The following is an 18,793-nucleotide window of genomic DNA, read 5'->3' on the forward strand; positions in this document are numbered from 1 at the left end:
AGAACTGTGGAATCTGCAAAACAACATTCAACAGACAAGACACAAGAATTTATTAAATGACTACGGTATTTGTGTTGCTTACTCATTATAAAAGAAGCAGTAAGGACATACTAGAGTTTGTATCACCTTATTTATTAAAAAACGCATCTGATATGGAATATATTAAGGCATATATTCCTGAAGTATATATAAATAAAAGAAAGTAATAAAAATGATGCTATGGAATTGCTTGGTAAACGAGAAGTAAGAGATTATTTAGATCAAAAGTCTTCTGAGTTAGTAAGCACATCGCCTGTACCGTCTACTCCTTCTACAACAGACACATTTAATTATGATAGTGATGAAATTACGGTTGTTGGAGAAGAGAAAACGATGCCGAATACTGAACACGCTTGATACCACTGTCAAGCCGTAGCTTGTCCATGGGAGCTAGTCAAAAATACTAATATTATTAGTATTTTTAGTTATTTTCTGGATATCGTGGTCAAGCCACGGTATAATGCCGAACGAGTTTCTCGCGCCATACAACCACATTAAGATTTCCAATTTAATTCCGGATAGTTTCTAATTTCAGCTTTATAATTGCTATGCTTTAACCATTTCTTAGCTGTGTCTAAATATAGGCAAATTATCGGTGTGATGTATAAAGAGTAAGTAATTGCAATGTGTGAGTAAACCTCCCACTACTGCAGACCCTAGTGATCTTCTCTCTGTTCTTGTTGCTCCGACTCCAAGCGCAATAGGTATAGTTCTCATTAAGGCAGCTAGGGTAGTCATCATAATCGGTCTGAATCGTATTAATACATGCTTCATAAATTGCTTCATGCCGAAGATTTATTGCCAGTTCTCTTAAGTTCTAAGGCAAAATCGATAATCATGATAGCGTTTTTCTTCACTATACCGATTAACATTATAAGTCCGACAAATCCGTACATATCAAGTTCGCTATTAAATATTAGTAGAGTGAGTAATGCTTCCAATATAGCGGTAGGTAGTCCTAAAAGTATAGTTATAGGATGCACAAAACTTTCATATAACATGCCAAGGATGATGTAAATAACTATAACGGCAAGTCCACGCAATAAGCCAAGATCGGAAAAAGACAACTGACATGCCTGAACTGTTACTTGGAAGCTTCCCGTAATCGTAGCCGGCATTTGTAACTCTCTTATTGCTTGATTAACTTTTGGAACGGCATCACTAATTGAATATCCATCTTGCAGGTTAAATGATACCATAACTGAAGGTAATGGCCCGAAATGTGAAATACTAAGCGGGCCAACAGTGTTAACAATTTTAGCAATGGTAGTTAGCGGTACTAAATTGCCGCTTGCGGAGTTAATATTGACTAGAGATAACATTGACGAATCTGTTTGATATTTAGGATCTAGCTCTAAAATAACATCATATTGAGCTGTTGGGGTATATAATGTGGAAATCTGCTCAGCACCGTAAGCTGTATATAAGATATTTTGGACGTGCTCGACTGATATACCGAGTTTTGCAGCCTTATATCTATCAATCTGCACTAAAGTTTATGGCTGTGCTATTTGTAAATCCGAAGTTACGTTAATAAAACCTGGCAGTAGTCGTGCGAGCTTGTCCTTTAATTTCGGTGCAAAGCTAAATAGTACATCTTGATCGAGTTCTTGCATAGTATATTGATATTGACTTTTGGTTGCTGGTCCGTCGATCGTAATAGTAGGTACGTTCTGGATATATACCCTTAAACCTACTAAATGATTTAGTTTTGAACGTAACTGATCTATAACGGCTTCAGCTCCTATTCTTTGGTCACGAGGTTTTAAGCTAATCAAAATCGTACCCTGATTTACGGCAGAGTTTCTACCTGAAACACCTACTGCAGAAAAAAATGAATCTATATTAGGATTTTTAAGTAATACATCACTTACTTGTTGCTGTTCTTGCACCATCGTATCAAAAGAAATAGTTTGAGCGGCGTCGGTAAAAACTAAGATTTGTTCCGTATAGGAATAAGGCCTTATAGTAGTTTTTGAATGCTCTACTACTGTTTTTAGACTGCTACCATATTTTTGTTTGACATATTCAAAGGCTTTTGCGGTTAGTGGTAGGTCGTCATTGCGAGGCGTCAAAGACGCCGTGGCAATCTCGGTTGGTTGCCCTGAGAGTGCTTCGTCACTACGTTCCTCGCAATGACGATCCCTCAAAAACACATTACATAACATAGGAGTTACGGTTATCGAGATAACTCCCGAAAGCAAAATAGCGGTAGTAATAACAACGGTAAGTTCGTGCAGTAGCTTCACTAAAATTTCGCTCATAAATAATATTGGGATGAATTCATTAGGGATAAAGTCCTTGAGATGATAGTAAATCCTATTTCTTTAGTACCGTTAATACATCCTGCTATTTTACTCTCGCCTTTTGCCATATGTCGTGTGATATTTTCAAGCACTACTATTGCATCATCCACGACAAAACCCATCGCAAGCGTTAGAGCCATTAAAGACATATTATCGATGCTATAACCGAATAGATATATAAAGGCAAAAGTAACGACAACTGATAAAGGAAGGGCAATAGTCGGAATAATCACGGACCGTAAGTTATGTAGAAAGCGAAATATAGCAATCACTACGAGTATTAAATAAAGCGTAGTAGCATAGTAAAATTGGCATCATTTACCGATTCTCTGATATAGAAATTGACCTATCAAACATGATATTAATATTAATGCCCTCAGGGATTTGCCTGCGAAGCAACGGCAATACTTCTTTTATAGAGTCGACTATTTCAATAGTATTTAGTAGTATCCGGTTGTTTTTGAATAGCAAGTATTACCCCCGGCTTATCCCTATACCAAGCGGCTATTTTATTATTAGCTACGCTATCAATGGCTTTCCCAATATTTTTAAGAAAAAGCGGATTACCGTTTTTATAAGTTAATATTAACTCATTATATTCTTTAACATTTTGTAATTGCCCAGGGGTGCTAATGCTTGAGTAGATATCTGTACCGTATAAAGCTCCGGTCGGTAAATTAACGTTAGCAGAGCTGATAATGTTTGATACTTGGTCAAGCCCTATATTATTTGCTGCCATTTTAACAGGGTCAATCTGCATACGCACTGCATATTGCTGTGAGCCGTAAACTTGTATCTGTGTAACACCCCCGGCAGCATAGATAAACGCTCAGCCATAATTGTTTCGGCGTAATAGTCCACGGTATATAAGGGGAAGAGTCTCAGAGGTTAAAGATAAATAAAATATAGGTGCGTCGGCAGGATTTACTTTACAATATGAGGGCAGGGTAGGTAAGTCGTTCGGTAGTTGCTTGTATGTCTTGTGCCGCTGCATCTATATTTCGGTCTAAATTAAACTGCAAAGTAATTTGAGTAGTACTGTTACTATTAACCGAACTCATCGAGTCAATATCTGATATCGTCGATCATTGCTTTTCAAGCGGTAATGCAACTGAAGATGCCATAGTAGTAGGGGCAGCTCCAGGCAAGCTTACTGAAACCGGAATAGTCGGGCAGTTGATGTCAGGTAAAACGCTTACCGGTCATATCCTATAGCCGAATGCTCCAAACAGCAAAATAGTTGCCATGAATAAAGTAGCAAGAACCGGACGCTTAATAAATATTTCTGAAATACCCAATTATTTTTTCCTGTTTTATGGATTTTTTCTGTCATACATATCGTCATTGCGAGCGACTGTAAGAAGCGTGGCAATGTCATGAAATAATGACAAACTCCTAATATTGCTTCTCGTCAATTACTTTGTAATTTCCTCACAATGACGATTTGATACTACTCCTCCCTAACACTCACCTCTGCTTCGTTAGATAATCGTAGCTGCCCGTTGGTGATTACCGTTTCTCCCCCATCTATACCGCTTTTAATAACAATAAAATCATCATTAGAAAACACTATATCTATATTTTTGACCACGGCTTTATTATCTTGATCGACAACAAATATATAAGGACCTTGATCGTTAGTTTGCATGGTTTTAGACTGAACTATTAAAGCCTCTTGTTCGATGTAAATCAGGGATACACGAACACACTGTCCCGGCCACATAATATTTCGTTTTGGTTAGGTAATGTTGCTTTAACTTTGATAGTGCCGCTATTTGGATCAATCGAATTATCGACAAAAACGATCTCACCGTCTTTAATTTCTTAGTCGCTTACGGTTCTAACCGTCAAAGCTAAATCATTAGATTTTTGAGATTTATTAATATGATCGAGATATTTTTCAGGTACGGAGAAGCTGACATAAATAGGCGAGCTAGTATTGATAGTTACTAGACGCACAAAATCCGGCGATACTAAATCACCTATATCCACATTACTCGCACTAAGTTTACCATCAAAAGGAGGTACTATTTTTGAATACTCGATTTGTAAATTAGCGTCTGCAATAATTGCTTTATCGCGTTCCACGGTGACCCTAAGCATATTCATATTAGTTAGCATCTGTAAATACTGCTCTTTCGAAACGGCTTTTTCCTCGTATAAAGCATGATATCTTGCCTCTTCTTTTATAGCATCTTCAAGGTTATAAGTATCTACTGAGTAAATTTGCTTGTGCTTGCTGTAATTGATTTTGAAAAGGACGAGAATCGATTTCATATAATCAATTACCTGTTTTTACTTCTTGTCCGTCATCAAAATTTACACTTAATATTTTTGGCCCGTAACTTGAGATTGAATATCGGCACTTTGGTCAGTTTCAGCTACTCCTGCAAGTTCTATCACATCAGATACGTCTTTTCTGATAACTTGTGTTACCTCAACCGGAGCTGCTATAGTGATTTGTTTACTGCTTTTATTATGATGTTTTATTAACCAAACCACTAATATTACTATTTAGTACTAGTAATGTTATCAATATCAAATTCCGCATTATTGTTTTAAGCATTGTTATTTGCCAAAATCACAAATAGGTCCTGCTATGTTGCCGCCTACCTGCCAAGTCTCAGCTGAGTTAGTAAACAGAGTATTAAGTTTATTGCTACCGTATCCTAATAAGCCTGTTAAAGAAATTTGTGGAAAATAAGTAGCTTTTATTGTTTTTAAGTTTACATCTGCTGCTAGTAAATTCTGCTCTGCTGTTTTAATATCCGGTCTTTGCTCTAAAAGCTCTGATGGTAATATTTTAGGTAATACCGGTAGAGCAGGGAAGTAATCTATTGGTTTATTACGATAAATTAAGCCGTTTACTATATTTTCAGGAATTCTACCTACTAAAATTTTTAAAGCGGTTTCCTGCTCATGTCTTTGTTGTTTTAAAGGCGGCAATGATAACTTAGTAAGTGCAAGGTCGGAAGCAGCTTCACTAACCGATATTAAATCACCTACGCCAAGATTATATAATTTCTGATTTAATTTATAAATTTCCGTTTGAGCCTCAATTAGCTTTTTAGTTAGATAGATTTGTTTGTCTAATACTAAAAGATTAAAGTAACTTATAGTGACGTTACTTATAACTGATAAACGTACCGCTGCCTTGCTATACTCACTTGCAAGGAAAGTTTTTTGAGCTGATTCGCTAGCGTTGGCGGCTGCCTCTATAAATCCAGCTCGTAATTAAGCACGCTTGCTAGCCCCAAATTATTAGAGAATTTCGGTTCATTCGGTGCTTTTGTTTCTTTACTGTTTTTTGTTTGATTTGCTCCGCCTTGTAAATTGATTTGTGGAAATCTATAAGAATTAATAAGGTTAAGCTGTGCTTGCGCTGCTAGCACATTACTCATTGTCAGCTCAATATCGGAGTTACCGGTTAAAGATTCTTCGATTAGGTTATTTAACACCGGATCGTTAAATTGCAGTCACTACTTGGAGGATGCATTATTATTTTGTTCTAGAGAATAATTTATTCCAAGTAGTAGGTAATGAGAGTTTAGGGGGAATATTATCGTGTTTTGCATTACAACCACATAGAAGAAATGATGAAATCGATAAAACTAGAATATATTTTAAGTAAATGCAAAATCGGCATATGAAGTTCATCGATTAGGTTCATTAAAATAAATTCATATTACTTAATATTAATTATGAATCTTTAAACCGTTATGTCAATATAGACTATTATTTTTTCAACTAACTATTTTTATAATTACGTAATAATGTTGCTATAGCATATTTTAGAAAGCTTTATATAAGTGCATTTTGCAGGATTCGCTTGTGTTCACGTATTTTTATAAGCTGTGTAGGCTCACCCTTAAATTCATCTTATATGAAGCTTTCTAAAATATGCTGTAACTTTTCAGAAACAACTTTAATTTCATAATTTTGTTTGAGAGTAAGGTAGGCGTTTTTAGAAAATTCTTGTGCTTTTATAGGGTTCTCTATTAGATAGACAATTTTTGCTGCTAAATCTTCAGCAGAGCCGGCTTTACAAATAAGCCCGTCTTGCATGTCGTTTAAGATTGCTGCAGGTCCTTCAGTATCTGTACTAACGATAGGCATGCTTGCCTCCATTGCTTCAAGCACTATAATGCCAAACGGTTCATGAAGAGACGGTAAGCAAAAAATATCTATTTGTTTAAAGAATTTATCTCTATCGTGAACCCATCCCGTAAATGATATTTGATCTTGTAAATTAAGTTTATGTGCTAAAGCAATTAAATTATCTTTTTCCTCGCCGCTTCCACCTATAACTGCATGAAGATCATATTTTTTTTCTTTTAAAATTTTGATAGCTTTAATAAAAACATCAACACCTTTCTTAGCTACAAATCTTGCTAGTACACCAATTACGACAGGTTTTCTATATGTTTTATTTGGAATAAAGTCTTTAGCAATATTTATCATATTCGGTAGGATGCATATCCTAGATGCGGCAAAGTGATTTTTTAATAAAAATGCTTTCATATGATGCGTCAAGGCAATAACAAAATCACATTTACGTAGTCCTTTTAAACTATAATTATGAGCGATACCGATTAATTTTATATTTTGTGATTTAGCCAATTTACTAAAATTTATTGCTCTATTACCGTGTGCTATAATTATATCGGGTTTAGTCTTATGAATTATATACTTAAAAATAAGTACCGAGAGTAAATCAAACGGTACTATATTAGGTAGTTTTAAGCTTTGTTTGTATAGAAGAAAGGAATTTATTTTTGCCTTGTAAGAAGTGATATTTATAACCTCAATTTTTTGCATCTCTAAAGCAGTGCTATAATCTAAAAATGCTTGTTGAATGCCGCCAAGGTCACGACTTAGCATAATATTAAGGATCTTCATTACTTATAATTGCTCGATTTCTTTTTCTGTTAAACCGGTAAAATCTATAATTTTATCTAAAGGTTTATTTTCTAACATTTTTTTAGCTATAGAAATTTTTTGTTTTGCTTCCCCTCTGGCTGCCCCTTTAGCTTCAGCATCCATAATTTTCTGCTCTTCTACGGCTAGATGATCCATTTTGGTTTTTATCATTTTTTCATAAGTATTTAACTCTTTTTCAGACCAACTAGCTTGATCCAAAGCATAAAAAGCTTTTTTAATAATAAAATCATGATCTATCAAATTCTCCATTTCTTCTAGAGTGCTTTCATGTGCATGTTTAAAGAAATATGCCCATTTTTTCTTGAAGGTTCTCTAATTGATCTAATTCTTTATTAAATTTCTCAAGCTCTAAAAAGATAAAATACAAATCTTGTAGGTCGTTCTCATAAGTTTTAGTATCAAGTAATCTATGATTTGATCTCCAATCTTTTTTATCGGGCAATAAAATAAAATCGGCAATAGCTAAGAATATTACTCCTCGAAGTTTTGCATATACTGCTATTTTTTTTATGATCTTCATCTTTGTTTATTATTTTTCTTGAATAGGCCTTTGCTATATAAAGCTGAGTTCGTTTTTCAAAACCTGGATGTTTGCTAACCTGCATCTCTACAATAAATTGAGTACCGTATTTATCTCTACATAATACATCAACTATAGATTGTCTATAAGTAGCGATGTCAGAACCTTAGATTTTTTTTAAAAAAGTAACTTCGGTAATTACTTCTTTTCCCGTATAACCTAAAATGTTATTTAGAAAATGAATAAGTATATCCTTATTTTTTTCTGTACCGAAAATTTTTAAAAATGCATAGTTATTTTTAGGGTCTAAGAAACGTGAAATTAGCATAATAGTCTATATTTTTATATACCATCACTTCATTATAGCAAATTCCAAGAAATTTGCTATAATACAATTTCCTAATATATAAAACATTATGATTAGTAAAATTAATTTTGTAAAAATGCATGGTCTCGGTAATGATTTTGTTATTGTTAACAAACGAGATTTATCAAGTTCATATGATTTATCGCAGTTAGCAAAAAATATGGCTGAGCGTCATACAGGTATCGGTTGCGATCAGTTTATTCTTTATGAAGAGCATAATGATTTTTATGAAATGATTATATATAACATAGACGGCTCTAGTGCTAAATTATGCGGTAATGCTACAAGATGTTTAGCCAAGTTAATTTATCTTGATACGGGAAAGCAGGATATTACCGTAATGGTAGGCAATAAAAAATTGCTATGTAATGTCAATGATGAAAATAATATTAGCGTTAATGTAGGAAGCGTGAGTTTTAATGAAGCTTGGATGCCAAGTCGTGATAAAGTTTGGGAATTTGCAGAGCGTTATATGATTGATTTAAAGGAAACTATTTGCGTTGATATAGGTAATCCGCATGTAGTTATTTTTAGTAAGTTAGAACCTCAAGATCAAAAAATTGTTGGTGAAAGATTGCAGGCTAAGGAATTATTCGCAGATGGGGTAAACGTTAATTTTGCTGAAGTAAAAGATAATAAAATCTATTTATCCGTTTGGGAGCGGGGGGTAGGGTTAACGCTTGCTTGCGGAAGCGGAGCTTGTGGTAGTTTTGCTGCCGGTTTAAAGCACGGTTTTATCCATTCACCAAGTACTATAGTCTTTAAGCACGGTAACCTTACTATGAAAGAAGAAAACGGTAATATAATAATGCAAGGGGCAGCTACGCTTGTAGCACGTGGGGAATATTATTGTGAGCAATAATTTAAGACAAAACGTAGTAACATTTGGCTGTAGACTTAATATTTACGAAAGTGAGATAATACGAAAAAACTTGGAATTGTCGGGTATCGATAATGTAGCAATATTCAATACTTGTGCGGTAACTAAAGCAGCTGAGAAACAAGCAAGACAAGCTATACGCAAGGCTAAAAAAAATAATCCTGATTTAAAAATTATTGTTACCGGCTGTAGTGCTCAAACAAGTCCGCAAATGTACGGTAATATGCCGGAAGTTGACAAAGTTATAGGTAATGAAGAGAAGTTATTACCTAATTACTACCAAATTACCGATGCAAAAATAACAGTTAACGATATAATGTCGGTGAAAGAGACGGCAAGTCATTTAGTAAGTAGCTTTGACTGTAAGTCTCGTGCTTTTATTCAGGTACAAAACGGTTGTGATCATTTTTGTACTTTCTGTATTATCCCTTATGGTAGAGGAAAAAGTAGATCAGTAGCAATAGGAGCTATAGCAGAGCAGGTCAAGCATTTGGTATTAAACGGCTTTAAAGAAGTAGTTTTTACCGGTGTCGATGTCACGGCTTATGGTAGTGATTTGCCAGGAAGTCCAACATTTGCACAAATGATTAAACGAGTGTTGAATTTAGTCCCTGAATTAAAGAGGCTTAGATTATCTTCAATAGATGTTGCAGAAATAGATGATGAACTTTTTGAGCTTATAGCTTATAGTGAAAGGATAATGCCGCATTTTCATATTAGCTTGCAAGCAGGTGATGATATGATATTAAAACGTATGAAAAGACGTCATAATAGAGCAAACGTAATAGAGTTTTGTCGGAAACTGCGGGCAATAAGACCGGAAGTATCTTTTGGTGCGGATATTATAGCTGGTTTCCCGACTGAAACCCCTGAAATGTTTGAAAATACAAGAAAATTAATTTCAGAAGCGGAATTACAATATTTACATGTTTTTCCTTATTCGGAAAGAGAAGGAACGCCTGCAGCACGTATGCCACAAGTACCTAAAAATATAAGAAAAGAAAGGGCAGCAATTTTAAGGCAAGAAGGGCAAAACCAGTTGACCGAATTCTTTAAAAAACATATAGGACAGAAAGTGGAGTTATTAGTAGAGAATAATAATATTGCCCATACCGAAAATTTTATTCCGGTAAAGCTAGATAAACCTTTAGAAATAGGGCAGATATTTAAAGCGAAGTTGGTGGCGATAGAAGAGAATTATATGAAGTGTATGTTGGTTTAACGTCATTGCAGGGAGGTATTGTTGCGTAGATACTGAAGGTCGTCATTGCGAGGAGCCGTAGGTGACGCGGCAATCCAGAAAATAATTAAAAAAATTCTGATTTACAGAATTTTGAACTGGATTGCTTCATCAATTGCTATGCGATTTCTTTGCAATGACGGATAAACAGGTTCACGCAACAATGCCCGCTCGCAATGACGTTCTACCGTACAATAAAAAATCAAAAACAAAAAAAAACAATCATGGAAAATATAGGAACAATATTAAGGCTTGCTGAGGACAAAATCTTATTAGTACAAAACTTAAAAGCTCTGCAAGAATATAAAGTAGAATTTTTAGGCAAGAACGGTATAGTGACCGGTGAGCTTAAAAAATTAGGTAGTTTAAATGAACAGGAACGTAAAGAATTTGGCTTAAAAATCAATAAATTAAAAGATAAAATACAGAATATAATAAAAGCAAAAGCAGAAATTTTAGAGGAGCAGGAACTAAATTTTAAACTTGCTGCCGATAAAATTGATTTAACAATCCCTGCACGGAGATATAAACAAGGTTCTATTCATCCAATAACACAATGTAGTGAGGAGTTAATACAAGTATTTTCGCAGTTTGGTTTTACTATAGAAAACGGACCGAATATCGAGAATGATTTTCATAATTTTACCGCTCTCAATTTTGAAGATGATCATCCCGCAAGGCAAATGCATGATACTTTTTATTTGAAAAGTCAGGAAAATAATAAGCCGCTGTTATTACGTACTCATACCTCAACAGTGCAGATTAGAGCTATGAAAAACGGCAAACCGCCTTTTAGGTTTATAGCACCGGGTAGGACTTATAGATCGGATTCGGATATGACGCATACGCCAATGTTCCACCAAATAGAAGGGCTTGTTATGGATAAAAATATCAATATGGGACATTTAAAATATGTTATCACGACATTTATAAAAAGCTTTTTTGAAAATTCTAATATTGAATTACGTTTTAGACCCAGCTTTTTCCCATTTACCGAACCTTCTGCCGAAGTTGATATTCGGATGAATAAAAACGATAAATGGCTTGAGGTCCTTGGTTGCGGGATGGTTCATCCAAATGTGCTTAAAAATGTTGGTATCGATAGCAGTGAGTATCAAGGTTTTGCTTTTGGGCTTGGAGTAGAGCGTTTTGCAATGTTAAAATATAATATCAAAGATTTAAGACAATTTTTTGAAGGAGATATGCGTTGGCTTAAACATTATAATTTTGGGAGCTTTGATATACCGAATTTAGCAGGCGGGCTTACGAAATGAAATTTACGTTATCATGGTTAAAACAATTTTTAGAGACATCGGCTTCAGTTACTGAAATTGCCGAAGCCCTAACAGCTATTGGCCTTGAAGTGGAAGAGGTGATAGATAAAGCAGCGGAATTACAAAAGTTTGAAGTAGCATATATTACAAATATTAAACCTCACCCGTCAGCTGATAAATTAAAGCTTTGTGATGTTGAGACTAAAAGCGGTATGTTGCAAATAGTTTGTGGTGCGCGTAATGCAAGAGCAGGTATAAAAGTAGTACTTGCAAATATCGGAATAGAAATACCAAACGGTAAATTTAAGATTAAGGAATCTGTGATTAGAGGCGAAAAAAGCTGTGGTATGCTTTGCTCTGAAGAGGAATTACTGCTAGCTTCAGAGTCTGAAGGGATTATAGAGCTATCTGAAGATGCCGTAGTTGGAGAGAATTTTACTAAATATTACGGTTTAGATGATCCTATATTTGTTATTAATGTTACTCCTAATCGTGGTGATGCACTTGGAGTTTACGGCATCGCAAGAGATTTAGCAGCTAAAGGAATAGGCATACTTAAAGAGCTAGAAATTTCGGCAATAAAGAGTACATTTATTTCTAAAATGAAGCTTAACGTGCAAGATAAGGAAGCCTGTCCGTTATTTACTTTTAGAGAGATAAGAAATTTAAAAAATAAACCAAGCCCTGATTGGTTACGGAAATTATTAAAAAATGTTGGGGTAAAAACTATTTCAAGTTTAGTGGATGTAACAAATTATATTTCCTATAGCTTTGGGCAGCCGATGCATGCTTACGATGCAGATAGGATAAAAGGGGGAATTACTGTAGCACGTCATTGCGAGAAGCGTAGCGACGAAGCAATCTCAGGACAACAAAATGAGATTGCCACGGCTGCTTTGCAGCCTCGCAATGACTTAGCTAAATGCCACGCCCTAAACGGCAAAGAATATTTACTTACAGAAAATGATTTAGTTATAAAAGATGAAAGCGGTATTCAAGGTCTGGCCGGTGTCATTGGCGGGGCTGATAGTAGTTGTACTGATAGTACGACTAATATAATACTCGAGGCTGCTTGTTTTAATGCTAAAATGGTTGCAGCTAGCGGGCGAAGGTTCCAAATTGATACGGATGCTAGATATCGTAATGAGCGTAATATCGATAGAAATTTTACGGAAAAGGCTTTGGATATAGCAACTAATCTTATTTTGTCAATATGCGGAAACTGTGAAGTATCGGAAGTAGTGAAAGTCGGTGAAAAAGAGTCACAAAAAAAACCTTTAGATTTTTCAGCATGTTATTTAGAAAAAATTACAGGAATTAAACTAAATATCAAAGCGATAGAAGCCATATTACATAAACTAGGATTTATTACGGATGTTAAAGGTGATATTATAAAGGTAATAGCTCCTTCTTGGCGTCACGATATAACTATTTTAGAAGATATAGCTGAAGAAATCGCTCGTATTTACGGCTATGATAAAATAGAGAGTATAAAATTACCTGAACTAGACCAAGATAATAATAAGCTAAGAGAGCATAAAAGAATATCTAGTTTTAAAAGGATATTAGCAAGTAAAGGTTATGATGAGGTAGTAACTAACTCTTTTATGAGTAGTGAAGATGCAAAGTTGTTTGCTGAATTAAAAGAAGAGTTATTTTTGCTTAATCCTATTAGCATAGGAGAAAATTATATGCGTCCTACTATACTGCCGAATTTGTTAAGTATAGTAAGTAAAAATCTAGCACGCTCTATAAAAGATATGGCTTTTTTTGAAGTTGGACCAAGTTTTATAGATTTAAATACGGAAGCAACTTATTTGACGGCAATTATAAGCGGTTCATATAATAATAAAAACCCTCATTCGCTTGGACGAGGCTATGATGTTTTTGATCTTAAAGGCGATTTAGAGTTGGTAGCTGATTATGCAGGACTATCTATAGATAAATGTATAGCAACAAATTGGACAGCATTGCCACAATATTATCATCCAACTAGAGCAGTAAATATAGGGCTTGGTAAAAATTTATTAGGTCATTTTGGGCAGATACACCCTAAAATCTTGAAATATTACGATATTAATCAGGAAATATTTGCATTCGAGCTAAATATTACGAATTTGCCGTTGATAAAAGCTAAATTTGGTAAAAGAGACGAATTTGCAGTATCGGATTTCCAAGCTAATGTTAGAGATTACGCATTTATTGTTGGTCAAGATCATAGAGTCGGTGAAATAATAGCATATATAAATAATTTTAATAAAAAGCTTATCAAATCAGTTATATTATTTGATATTTATAGCGGTGATAAATTACCTGAAGGTAAAAAATCTATAGCGGTTAAAATAGAGCTACAAGCAGATGATCGGACGTTATCTGATACTGATTTAAATTCGTTCAGTAAAGATTTAGTTGCTGCCATCTCACAAAAATTTCAAGGAACATTAAGAGAATAACAATATGTTAAAATTAATAGTTGAAACAAAAACATTAGTGCAGTCCCTAGGGTTTGCAAGTTCCGTTGTTGAAAAACGTAATGTCATACCTGAATATGCAAACATTAAATTATCGGCACAAGACGGCAATCTAGAGCTTAGTTCTACTAATATGGATTTGTACTTAAGTCAAAAAATAGCAGTACAGGTAGTAAGTGAAGGTGAATGTACCGTTTCTACGAAAACTCTAAATGATATAGTCCGAAAACTTCCGGATTCCGAGCTTACATTAACAGATCTCGGTACAACGGGACTTGAGATCAAAGGAAAAAATTGTAAATTTAATTTATTTACTTTGCCGGTTAGTTCTTTTCCTGCAATGGATAGTATTAATCCTGAAGCAAGTTTTAAAATTTCCTGCACGGATTTTGCTAAAATAATTGAATCGACAAAATTTTCGATTTCTTTAGATGAAACTCGTTATAATTTAAACGGTGTTTATTTACACATAAAAGACAAAGAGTTTTGTTCGGCAAGTACCGATGGGCATAGACTTTCGATTTCATGGGTAACATTAGAAAAACAAATAAAGAATTTTGGAGTTATATTACCCCAAAAAAGTGCAGAGGAAATTTTAAAAATCGTTAAAGATCCTAAAAATATAAATGAAGATATAGAAATTTTATTAAATAGCAATAAGATTAAATTTATATGTAACGAAAATACTATTATGCTATCAAAGCTTATAGACGGTACTTTCCCTGATTATAGTACTTTTATTCCGGAAAGCAGCAGCTCAAAATTAGTAATTAATCGAAAAATGTTTGCAGATAGTATAGAAAGGATAGCGATAATAACCGTTGAAAAATTTAGAGCAGTAAAATTATCGTTATCTCGTGAAACCTTAGAGATTAGTGCTGTCGGTGAAGCAAGAGGCAACGCAAAAGAGGTTATTAATTCTTCACAAGATAAGGAAAGTTTTTATGAATATAATAGTGATGAGTCTTTAGCTATAGGCTTTAACCCGCAATATTTGGAAGATGTCTTAAAAGCAGTGAAATCGGATTTAGTAGAACTATATTTTTCAGATGTTTCAGCACCGGTACTTATTAAATTTCCTGAGAATCCTAAAGATATTTTTGTCGTCATGCCTGTTAAGGTGTAAGTGTTATGAGAACCGGAATATATAAGCATTACAAAGAAAAATTATATCAAGTTATAGATACTGCAAAACATACTGAAACTTTGCAAGAGTTATATGATAATTTCCAGCTTCTGGGTAAGGCCGCTTGAAATGTTTAACAAAAAGGTTTTATTACACGGCAAAAATATTCCACGTTTTGAATTTATTGCTGAGAAATAATTAAATCTGCCCTATGTCATTCCCGCATAGGCGGGCATCGAGTGGGTTTTTTTGAGCCATATAACAATGCCAAAGAACGGTGGGAAGAAATAATTTTTGACTAATAGCTAAAGCTTCTCTATTATTTCCCTCAAGCACACTAATTAAATATTGGTTATGAAGAAAATTATCGGATTATTTTTTGTAATTATACTTAGTGCAATAAGTACTAGTATCTTAGCGGGTGATTATCCAAAAACAGAACGAGAGCAGAAATGGGACGAAGTAGGTTCTATAGCAGGTGAAGAAGGATTAGTTTTTAGACCGGGTAGGGTTAAGAATGAATCTACTAAAGCTATAGGAGGTTCAGTTAATAAATATCTCTGGCAAGCAGCATTAGAGACTATAAGTGTTGCTCCTCTTGCATCAGCCGACTCAAACGGCGGCGTGATTATTACGGAATGGTATAGCCCACGTTCTAATCCTAATTTTCGATTTAAAATAAATATATTTATTAAAGACGATGTAATCAGCCCTGATTCAATCGAAGTGAAAGTATTTGAAGAAATGCTTAAAAATAAACAATGGGTACTTAATGAAAACACCTCAAATCTTGCTATCACGCTTGAAGATAAAATTTTAAGAAAAGCTAGAGAGATATATATTAATAGTGTGAGGTAATAACAGTATTGCCGTCATTGCGAGGAAATTACGGAGTAATTGACAAAGCAATCTCAGGATATTTGATGAGATTGCCGTGCAGTCTAAGACTGCTCACAATGACAATGCAGTATATAAATTAAAAAAATATGAACCAAATAGAACAAAAATGGCAGTACATTTGGCAAGAAGAAAAAGCTTTTGAGGTATCAAACGCGAGTAGCAAGCCAAAATATTACGTACTTGAAATGCTGCCTTATCCTTCCGGTAAAATCCATGTAGGTCACGTACGCAACTATTCTATAGGTGATGTTATTGCAAGGTTTATGACTATGCAAGGTTTTAATGTACTTCATCCGATGGGTTGGGATGCTTTCGGGCTACCTGCCGAAAATGCCGCAATAAACAATAATTCTCACCCAAAAAAATGGACATATTCTAATATCAAGAATATGAAAAAGCAGCTAAAATCTATGGGCTTTTCTTATGATTGGTCTAGAGAGATAAATAGTTGCGATCCTGAGTATTATAAACATGAGCAGAAATTCTTTTTAGAGCTTTATGAACGAAATCTTGCTTATCAAAAAGAATCATTTGTTAATTGGGATCCGGTTGATAATACCGTGCTTGCGAATGAACAAGTTGTAGACGGGCGTGGTTGGCGTTCAGGTGCAATAGTGGCAAAACGTTATTTAAAGCAATGGTTCTTAAAAATTACCGATTATGCTGAAGAATTATTAAACGAAATTCAGAATTTAAAAGAGTGGCCTGAAGCTGTTCGGTCTATGCAAGAGAAATGGATAGGTAAATCGATAGGTGCTAATTTTCATTTCAAAATTAAGGATAATGAAGAGACTACTATAGAAGTATTCTCAACCAAACCTGAAACCATTTTTGGTGCTAGCTTTATAGGAATTGCCTTTAATCATCCGATAATAGAGCGGTTAGTTTCTAAAACACCTGAAATACTCGCTTTTATAACTCAATGCTCGCATATTACAAGAAGTAGCAAACTAGAAAAGGCTGAAAAGGAAGGTGTATTTACCGGTCTTTTTGTTACTCATCCTTTCGATTCAAATATAGTTTTACCGGTTATTATTACTAATTTTGTGCTAATGGATTATGGCACTGGTGCAATATTTGGTTGCCCTGCTCATGACGAATGTGACCATGAATTAGCTGTTAAAATGAATTTATCTATTAAACAAGTAATTAAAGCAGATATGGATGTACAAAAGACCGCTTATACGGAAGATGGAATTTTAATTAATTCGGATTTTCTAAACGGCTTAACTAGTAACGAAGCAAAACAAGAAGTCATCAGAGAATTTGAGAAACTAGGCATAGGTAAACGCAGCGTAAATTATCGTCTAAAAGATTGGGGGATTTCAAGGCAGCGCTTTTGGGGATGTCCTATTCCTATGATTCACTGCGAAATTTGTGGCATAGTGCCCGTACCTTACAAAGACTTACCCGTTACTTTACCTGATGATGTCAATTTTGACGGTCACGGTAATCCGCTTGATCATCATCCTAGTTGGAAACATGTTAATTGTCCGAAATGCGATAAGCCGGCTGTGCGTGAAACCGATACTTTTGATACATTTTTTGAATCATCTTGGTATTTTATGAGATATTGCAATAGCAATGCTACAGAGATGACTGATAAAAAAGCTTGTGATTACTGGCTACCGGTTGATAAATATATAGGCGGCATTGAACATGCGGTAATGCATTTATTATATGCAAGGTTTTTTACAAAAGTAATGAACGAACAGAATTACGTAAGCGTTCAAGAGCCTTTTAAAGGTCTATTTACTCAAGGTATGGTGCTGCATGCCACTTACAAAGATGAACATAATAATTGGTTATATCCTGAAGAAGTAGTTAAAAAGGGTAATGAATTTTTTCATAAAGAAAGCAATAATAGAGTAGTGCAGGGACGCATTGAAAAGATGAGTAAGTCTAAAAAGAATCTAATCGATCTTGAGACAATGCAAGAGCAATATGGGGCAGATGCTATTAGGCTTTTTGTACTGTCCGATAGTCCGCCTGAGAAAGATCTAGAATGGTCGGCAAGCGGTATTGAAGGCTGCTCACGTTTTATTAATAAGCTTGAGTATATGTTTAAGGCGATAGATTCTTTAAAAGATGATGTGAATAGCGAGGTTAATAAAGAGCTTAATAGGTTAGTACATTTTACAATAAAGCACGTCGCCGAAGATATAAAGCATTTTGCCCTAAACAGAGCAATAGCACGTATGCGTGAGCTTTCTAATTCTATATCTGCTGAAATATCCAAAGATAAAATTGATGTTAAAACCGTAAGGCATGGCTTTAATGTTTTAGTACAGCTACTAAATCCTTTTATCCCGCATATTACGGAAGAAATTTGGCAAAAGCTTGGCAATAAAGAGCGATTATATAATTTGTCTTTTCCTGCATTTGATGAATCAATGCTAGAGTTAGATACATATATTATGGCAGTGCAGGTTAACGGCAAACTCCGTGATACCTATGAGTTTAAAACTTCCGTAAGTGAAGATGAAATAAAGCAAGTTACCGTCAGTCTGCCAAAGGTACAAAAGTTCTTAGAAGGGAAAGAGCCGAAGAAGATTATCCTTGTTCCTCGTAAAATTGTGAATATACTCGTTTAATTTGGACAATTGGCTACGTCGTTTTGGTAAGTCTTCGGATGCTCACGTATTAAGTATATGCTCCGCTCCTCGGCTTACAGATTCCTTGCTCTTTCCAAATTAAGCTGCGTCTAGCTACTTTTCATTTATCAGAAG

At 34.7% G+C, this 18,793-nt stretch carries 23 protein-coding genes and 6 pseudogenes; 11 read left to right on the forward strand and 18 right to left on the reverse strand.

The window, feature by feature from the left end:
* The first annotated feature begins 56 nt into the window (after window positions 1–56).
* Window positions 57–206 (forward strand): hypothetical protein, encoded by a 150-nt coding sequence (locus BTU51_RS08535; protein ID WP_012150762.1) that lies wholly within the window; start codon window positions 57–59, stop codon window positions 204–206.
* Between the two features lie 13 nt (window positions 207–219).
* Window positions 220–396: a hypothetical protein gene (locus tag BTU51_RS08540; protein WP_012150763.1), complete on the forward strand. Its 177-nt coding sequence runs from the start codon at window positions 220–222 to the stop codon at window positions 394–396.
* 36 nt (window positions 397–432) lie between these two features.
* Here BTU51_RS08540 and BTU51_RS10160 read toward each other — a convergent pair.
* The 17 genes and pseudogenes from BTU51_RS10160 to BTU51_RS09945 all read right to left on the reverse strand — a co-directional run.
* Window positions 433–534, reverse strand: a pseudogene (locus tag BTU51_RS10160) (permease); the annotation flags it as partial.
* A gap of 69 nt (window positions 535–603) precedes the next feature.
* Window positions 604–825 (reverse strand): efflux RND transporter permease subunit, encoded by a 222-nt coding sequence (locus BTU51_RS09695; protein ID WP_012262364.1) that lies wholly within the window; start codon window positions 823–825, stop codon window positions 604–606.
* Window positions 822–2,303: pseudogene (locus tag BTU51_RS09200) on the reverse strand (efflux RND transporter permease subunit). Before BTU51_RS09200 ends, BTU51_RS09695 begins: the two are co-directional and overlap by 4 nt.
* Window positions 2,300–2,578, reverse strand: coding sequence for an efflux RND transporter permease subunit (locus BTU51_RS09700; RefSeq protein ID WP_014362656.1), 279 nt, complete (start codon window positions 2,576–2,578; stop codon window positions 2,300–2,302). Before BTU51_RS09700 ends, BTU51_RS09200 begins: the two are co-directional and overlap by 4 nt.
* A gap of 197 nt (window positions 2,579–2,775) precedes the next feature.
* A complete protein-coding gene (locus BTU51_RS03265; RefSeq protein WP_012150768.1) occupies window positions 2,776–3,105 on the reverse strand; it encodes an efflux RND transporter permease subunit in 330 nt (109 codons plus the stop codon).
* Between the two features lie 169 nt (window positions 3,106–3,274).
* Window positions 3,275–3,406: an acriflavin resistance protein gene (locus BTU51_RS03270; RefSeq protein WP_012262369.1), complete on the reverse strand. Its 132-nt coding sequence runs from the start codon at window positions 3,404–3,406 to the stop codon at window positions 3,275–3,277.
* A gap of 24 nt (window positions 3,407–3,430) precedes the next feature.
* Window positions 3,431–3,535, reverse strand: a pseudogene (locus tag BTU51_RS10165) (efflux RND transporter permease subunit); the annotation flags it as partial.
* A 260-nt stretch (window positions 3,536–3,795) separates the two neighbouring features.
* Window positions 3,796–4,068, reverse strand: coding sequence for an efflux RND transporter periplasmic adaptor subunit (locus BTU51_RS03280; RefSeq protein ID WP_155105200.1), 273 nt, complete (start codon window positions 4,066–4,068; stop codon window positions 3,796–3,798).
* 101 nt (window positions 4,069–4,169) lie between these two features.
* Entirely contained in the window at window positions 4,170–4,622 is a 453-nt protein-coding gene (locus tag BTU51_RS03285) for an efflux RND transporter periplasmic adaptor subunit (protein ID WP_230453752.1), read from the reverse strand.
* A 48-nt stretch (window positions 4,623–4,670) separates the two neighbouring features.
* On the reverse strand, window positions 4,671–4,847 hold the full coding sequence (locus BTU51_RS03290) for a hypothetical protein (protein WP_012150769.1): 177 nt from the start codon (window positions 4,845–4,847) through the stop codon (window positions 4,671–4,673).
* Between the two features lie 66 nt (window positions 4,848–4,913).
* Window positions 4,914–5,291, reverse strand: coding sequence for a TolC family protein (locus BTU51_RS07810; RefSeq protein ID WP_041472334.1), 378 nt, complete (start codon window positions 5,289–5,291; stop codon window positions 4,914–4,916).
* Window positions 5,292–5,564, reverse strand: a pseudogene (locus BTU51_RS09705) (TolC family protein); the annotation flags it as partial. It lies immediately after the preceding gene.
* The gene (locus tag BTU51_RS09710; protein ID WP_041472473.1) at window positions 5,561–5,803 is read right to left on the reverse strand and encodes a TolC family protein; all 243 of its coding nucleotides are present in this window, start codon (window positions 5,801–5,803) and stop codon (window positions 5,561–5,563) included. The gene BTU51_RS09710 and the pseudogene BTU51_RS09705, both read right to left, overlap by 4 nt.
* A gap of 421 nt (window positions 5,804–6,224) precedes the next feature.
* A complete protein-coding gene (locus BTU51_RS03310) occupies window positions 6,225–7,244 on the reverse strand; it encodes a glycosyltransferase family 4 protein (protein WP_012150770.1) in 1,020 nt (339 codons plus the stop codon).
* Window positions 7,245–7,247: 3 nt separating this feature from the next.
* Window positions 7,248–7,535: a hypothetical protein gene (locus BTU51_RS09935; RefSeq protein WP_012262372.1), complete on the reverse strand. Its 288-nt coding sequence runs from the start codon at window positions 7,533–7,535 to the stop codon at window positions 7,248–7,250.
* A 28-nt stretch (window positions 7,536–7,563) separates the two neighbouring features.
* Window positions 7,564–7,806, reverse strand: coding sequence for a PD-(D/E)XK nuclease family transposase (locus tag BTU51_RS09940; protein WP_014362337.1), 243 nt, complete (start codon window positions 7,804–7,806; stop codon window positions 7,564–7,566).
* Window positions 7,718–8,134, reverse strand: a pseudogene (locus BTU51_RS09945) (PD-(D/E)XK nuclease family transposase). Before BTU51_RS09945 ends, BTU51_RS09940 begins: the two are co-directional and overlap by 89 nt.
* Before the next feature lie 88 nt (window positions 8,135–8,222).
* Here BTU51_RS09945 and dapF point away from each other — a divergent pair.
* The 9 genes from dapF to leuS all read left to right on the forward strand — a co-directional run bounded on the left by dapF (window position 8,223) and on the right by leuS (window position 18,658).
* Window positions 8,223–9,035 carry a diaminopimelate epimerase gene (gene dapF, locus BTU51_RS03330; protein WP_012150772.1) on the forward strand — a complete coding sequence of 271 codons (813 nt, stop codon included), beginning with the start codon at window positions 8,223–8,225 and terminating at the stop codon, window positions 9,033–9,035.
* Entirely contained in the window at window positions 9,010–10,275 is a 1,266-nt protein-coding gene (gene mtaB / locus BTU51_RS03335; RefSeq protein WP_012150773.1) for a tRNA (N(6)-L-threonylcarbamoyladenosine(37)-C(2))-methylthiotransferase MtaB, read from the forward strand. Before dapF ends, mtaB begins: the two co-directional genes overlap by 26 nt.
* 242 nt (window positions 10,276–10,517) lie before the next feature.
* On the forward strand, window positions 10,518–11,567 hold the full coding sequence (pheS, locus tag BTU51_RS03340; protein ID WP_012150774.1) for a phenylalanine--tRNA ligase subunit alpha: 1,050 nt from the start codon (window positions 10,518–10,520) through the stop codon (window positions 11,565–11,567).
* Window positions 11,564–14,020, forward strand: coding sequence for a phenylalanine--tRNA ligase subunit beta (gene pheT / locus BTU51_RS03345; protein ID WP_012150775.1), 2,457 nt, complete (start codon window positions 11,564–11,566; stop codon window positions 14,018–14,020). Before pheS ends, pheT begins: the two co-directional genes overlap by 4 nt.
* A 4-nt stretch (window positions 14,021–14,024) precedes the next feature.
* Window positions 14,025–15,164, forward strand: coding sequence for a DNA polymerase III subunit beta (gene dnaN, locus BTU51_RS03350; protein WP_012150776.1), 1,140 nt, complete (start codon window positions 14,025–14,027; stop codon window positions 15,162–15,164).
* A gap of 5 nt (window positions 15,165–15,169) precedes the next feature.
* On the forward strand, window positions 15,170–15,292 hold the full coding sequence (locus BTU51_RS09715) for a DUF1653 domain-containing protein (protein ID WP_012262374.1): 123 nt from the start codon (window positions 15,170–15,172) through the stop codon (window positions 15,290–15,292).
* 1 nt (window position 15,293) lies between these two features.
* Window positions 15,294–15,362: a hypothetical protein gene (locus tag BTU51_RS09720; protein WP_250637617.1), complete on the forward strand. Its 69-nt coding sequence runs from the start codon at window positions 15,294–15,296 to the stop codon at window positions 15,360–15,362.
* A 156-nt stretch (window positions 15,363–15,518) separates the two neighbouring features.
* Window positions 15,519–16,022 carry a DUF3576 domain-containing protein gene (locus BTU51_RS03365; RefSeq protein ID WP_012150777.1) on the forward strand — a complete coding sequence of 168 codons (504 nt, stop codon included), beginning with the start codon at window positions 15,519–15,521 and terminating at the stop codon, window positions 16,020–16,022.
* 128 nt (window positions 16,023–16,150) lie between these two features.
* Window positions 16,151–18,658 (forward strand): leucine--tRNA ligase, encoded by a 2,508-nt coding sequence (gene leuS, locus BTU51_RS03370; protein WP_012150778.1) that lies wholly within the window; start codon window positions 16,151–16,153, stop codon window positions 18,656–18,658.
* Here the strand turns inward: leuS and BTU51_RS09950 are convergent.
* Window positions 18,655–18,751 (reverse strand): annotated as a pseudogene (locus BTU51_RS09950) (palindromic element RPE5 domain-containing protein); the annotation flags it as partial. The gene leuS and the pseudogene BTU51_RS09950 sit on opposite strands and share 4 nt — an antisense overlap.
* Between the last annotated feature and the right edge of the window lie 42 nt (window positions 18,752–18,793).

It is taken from the genome of Rickettsia rickettsii, assembly GCF_001951015.1.
Lineage (GTDB): Bacteria > Pseudomonadota > Alphaproteobacteria > Rickettsiales > Rickettsiaceae > Rickettsia > Rickettsia rickettsii.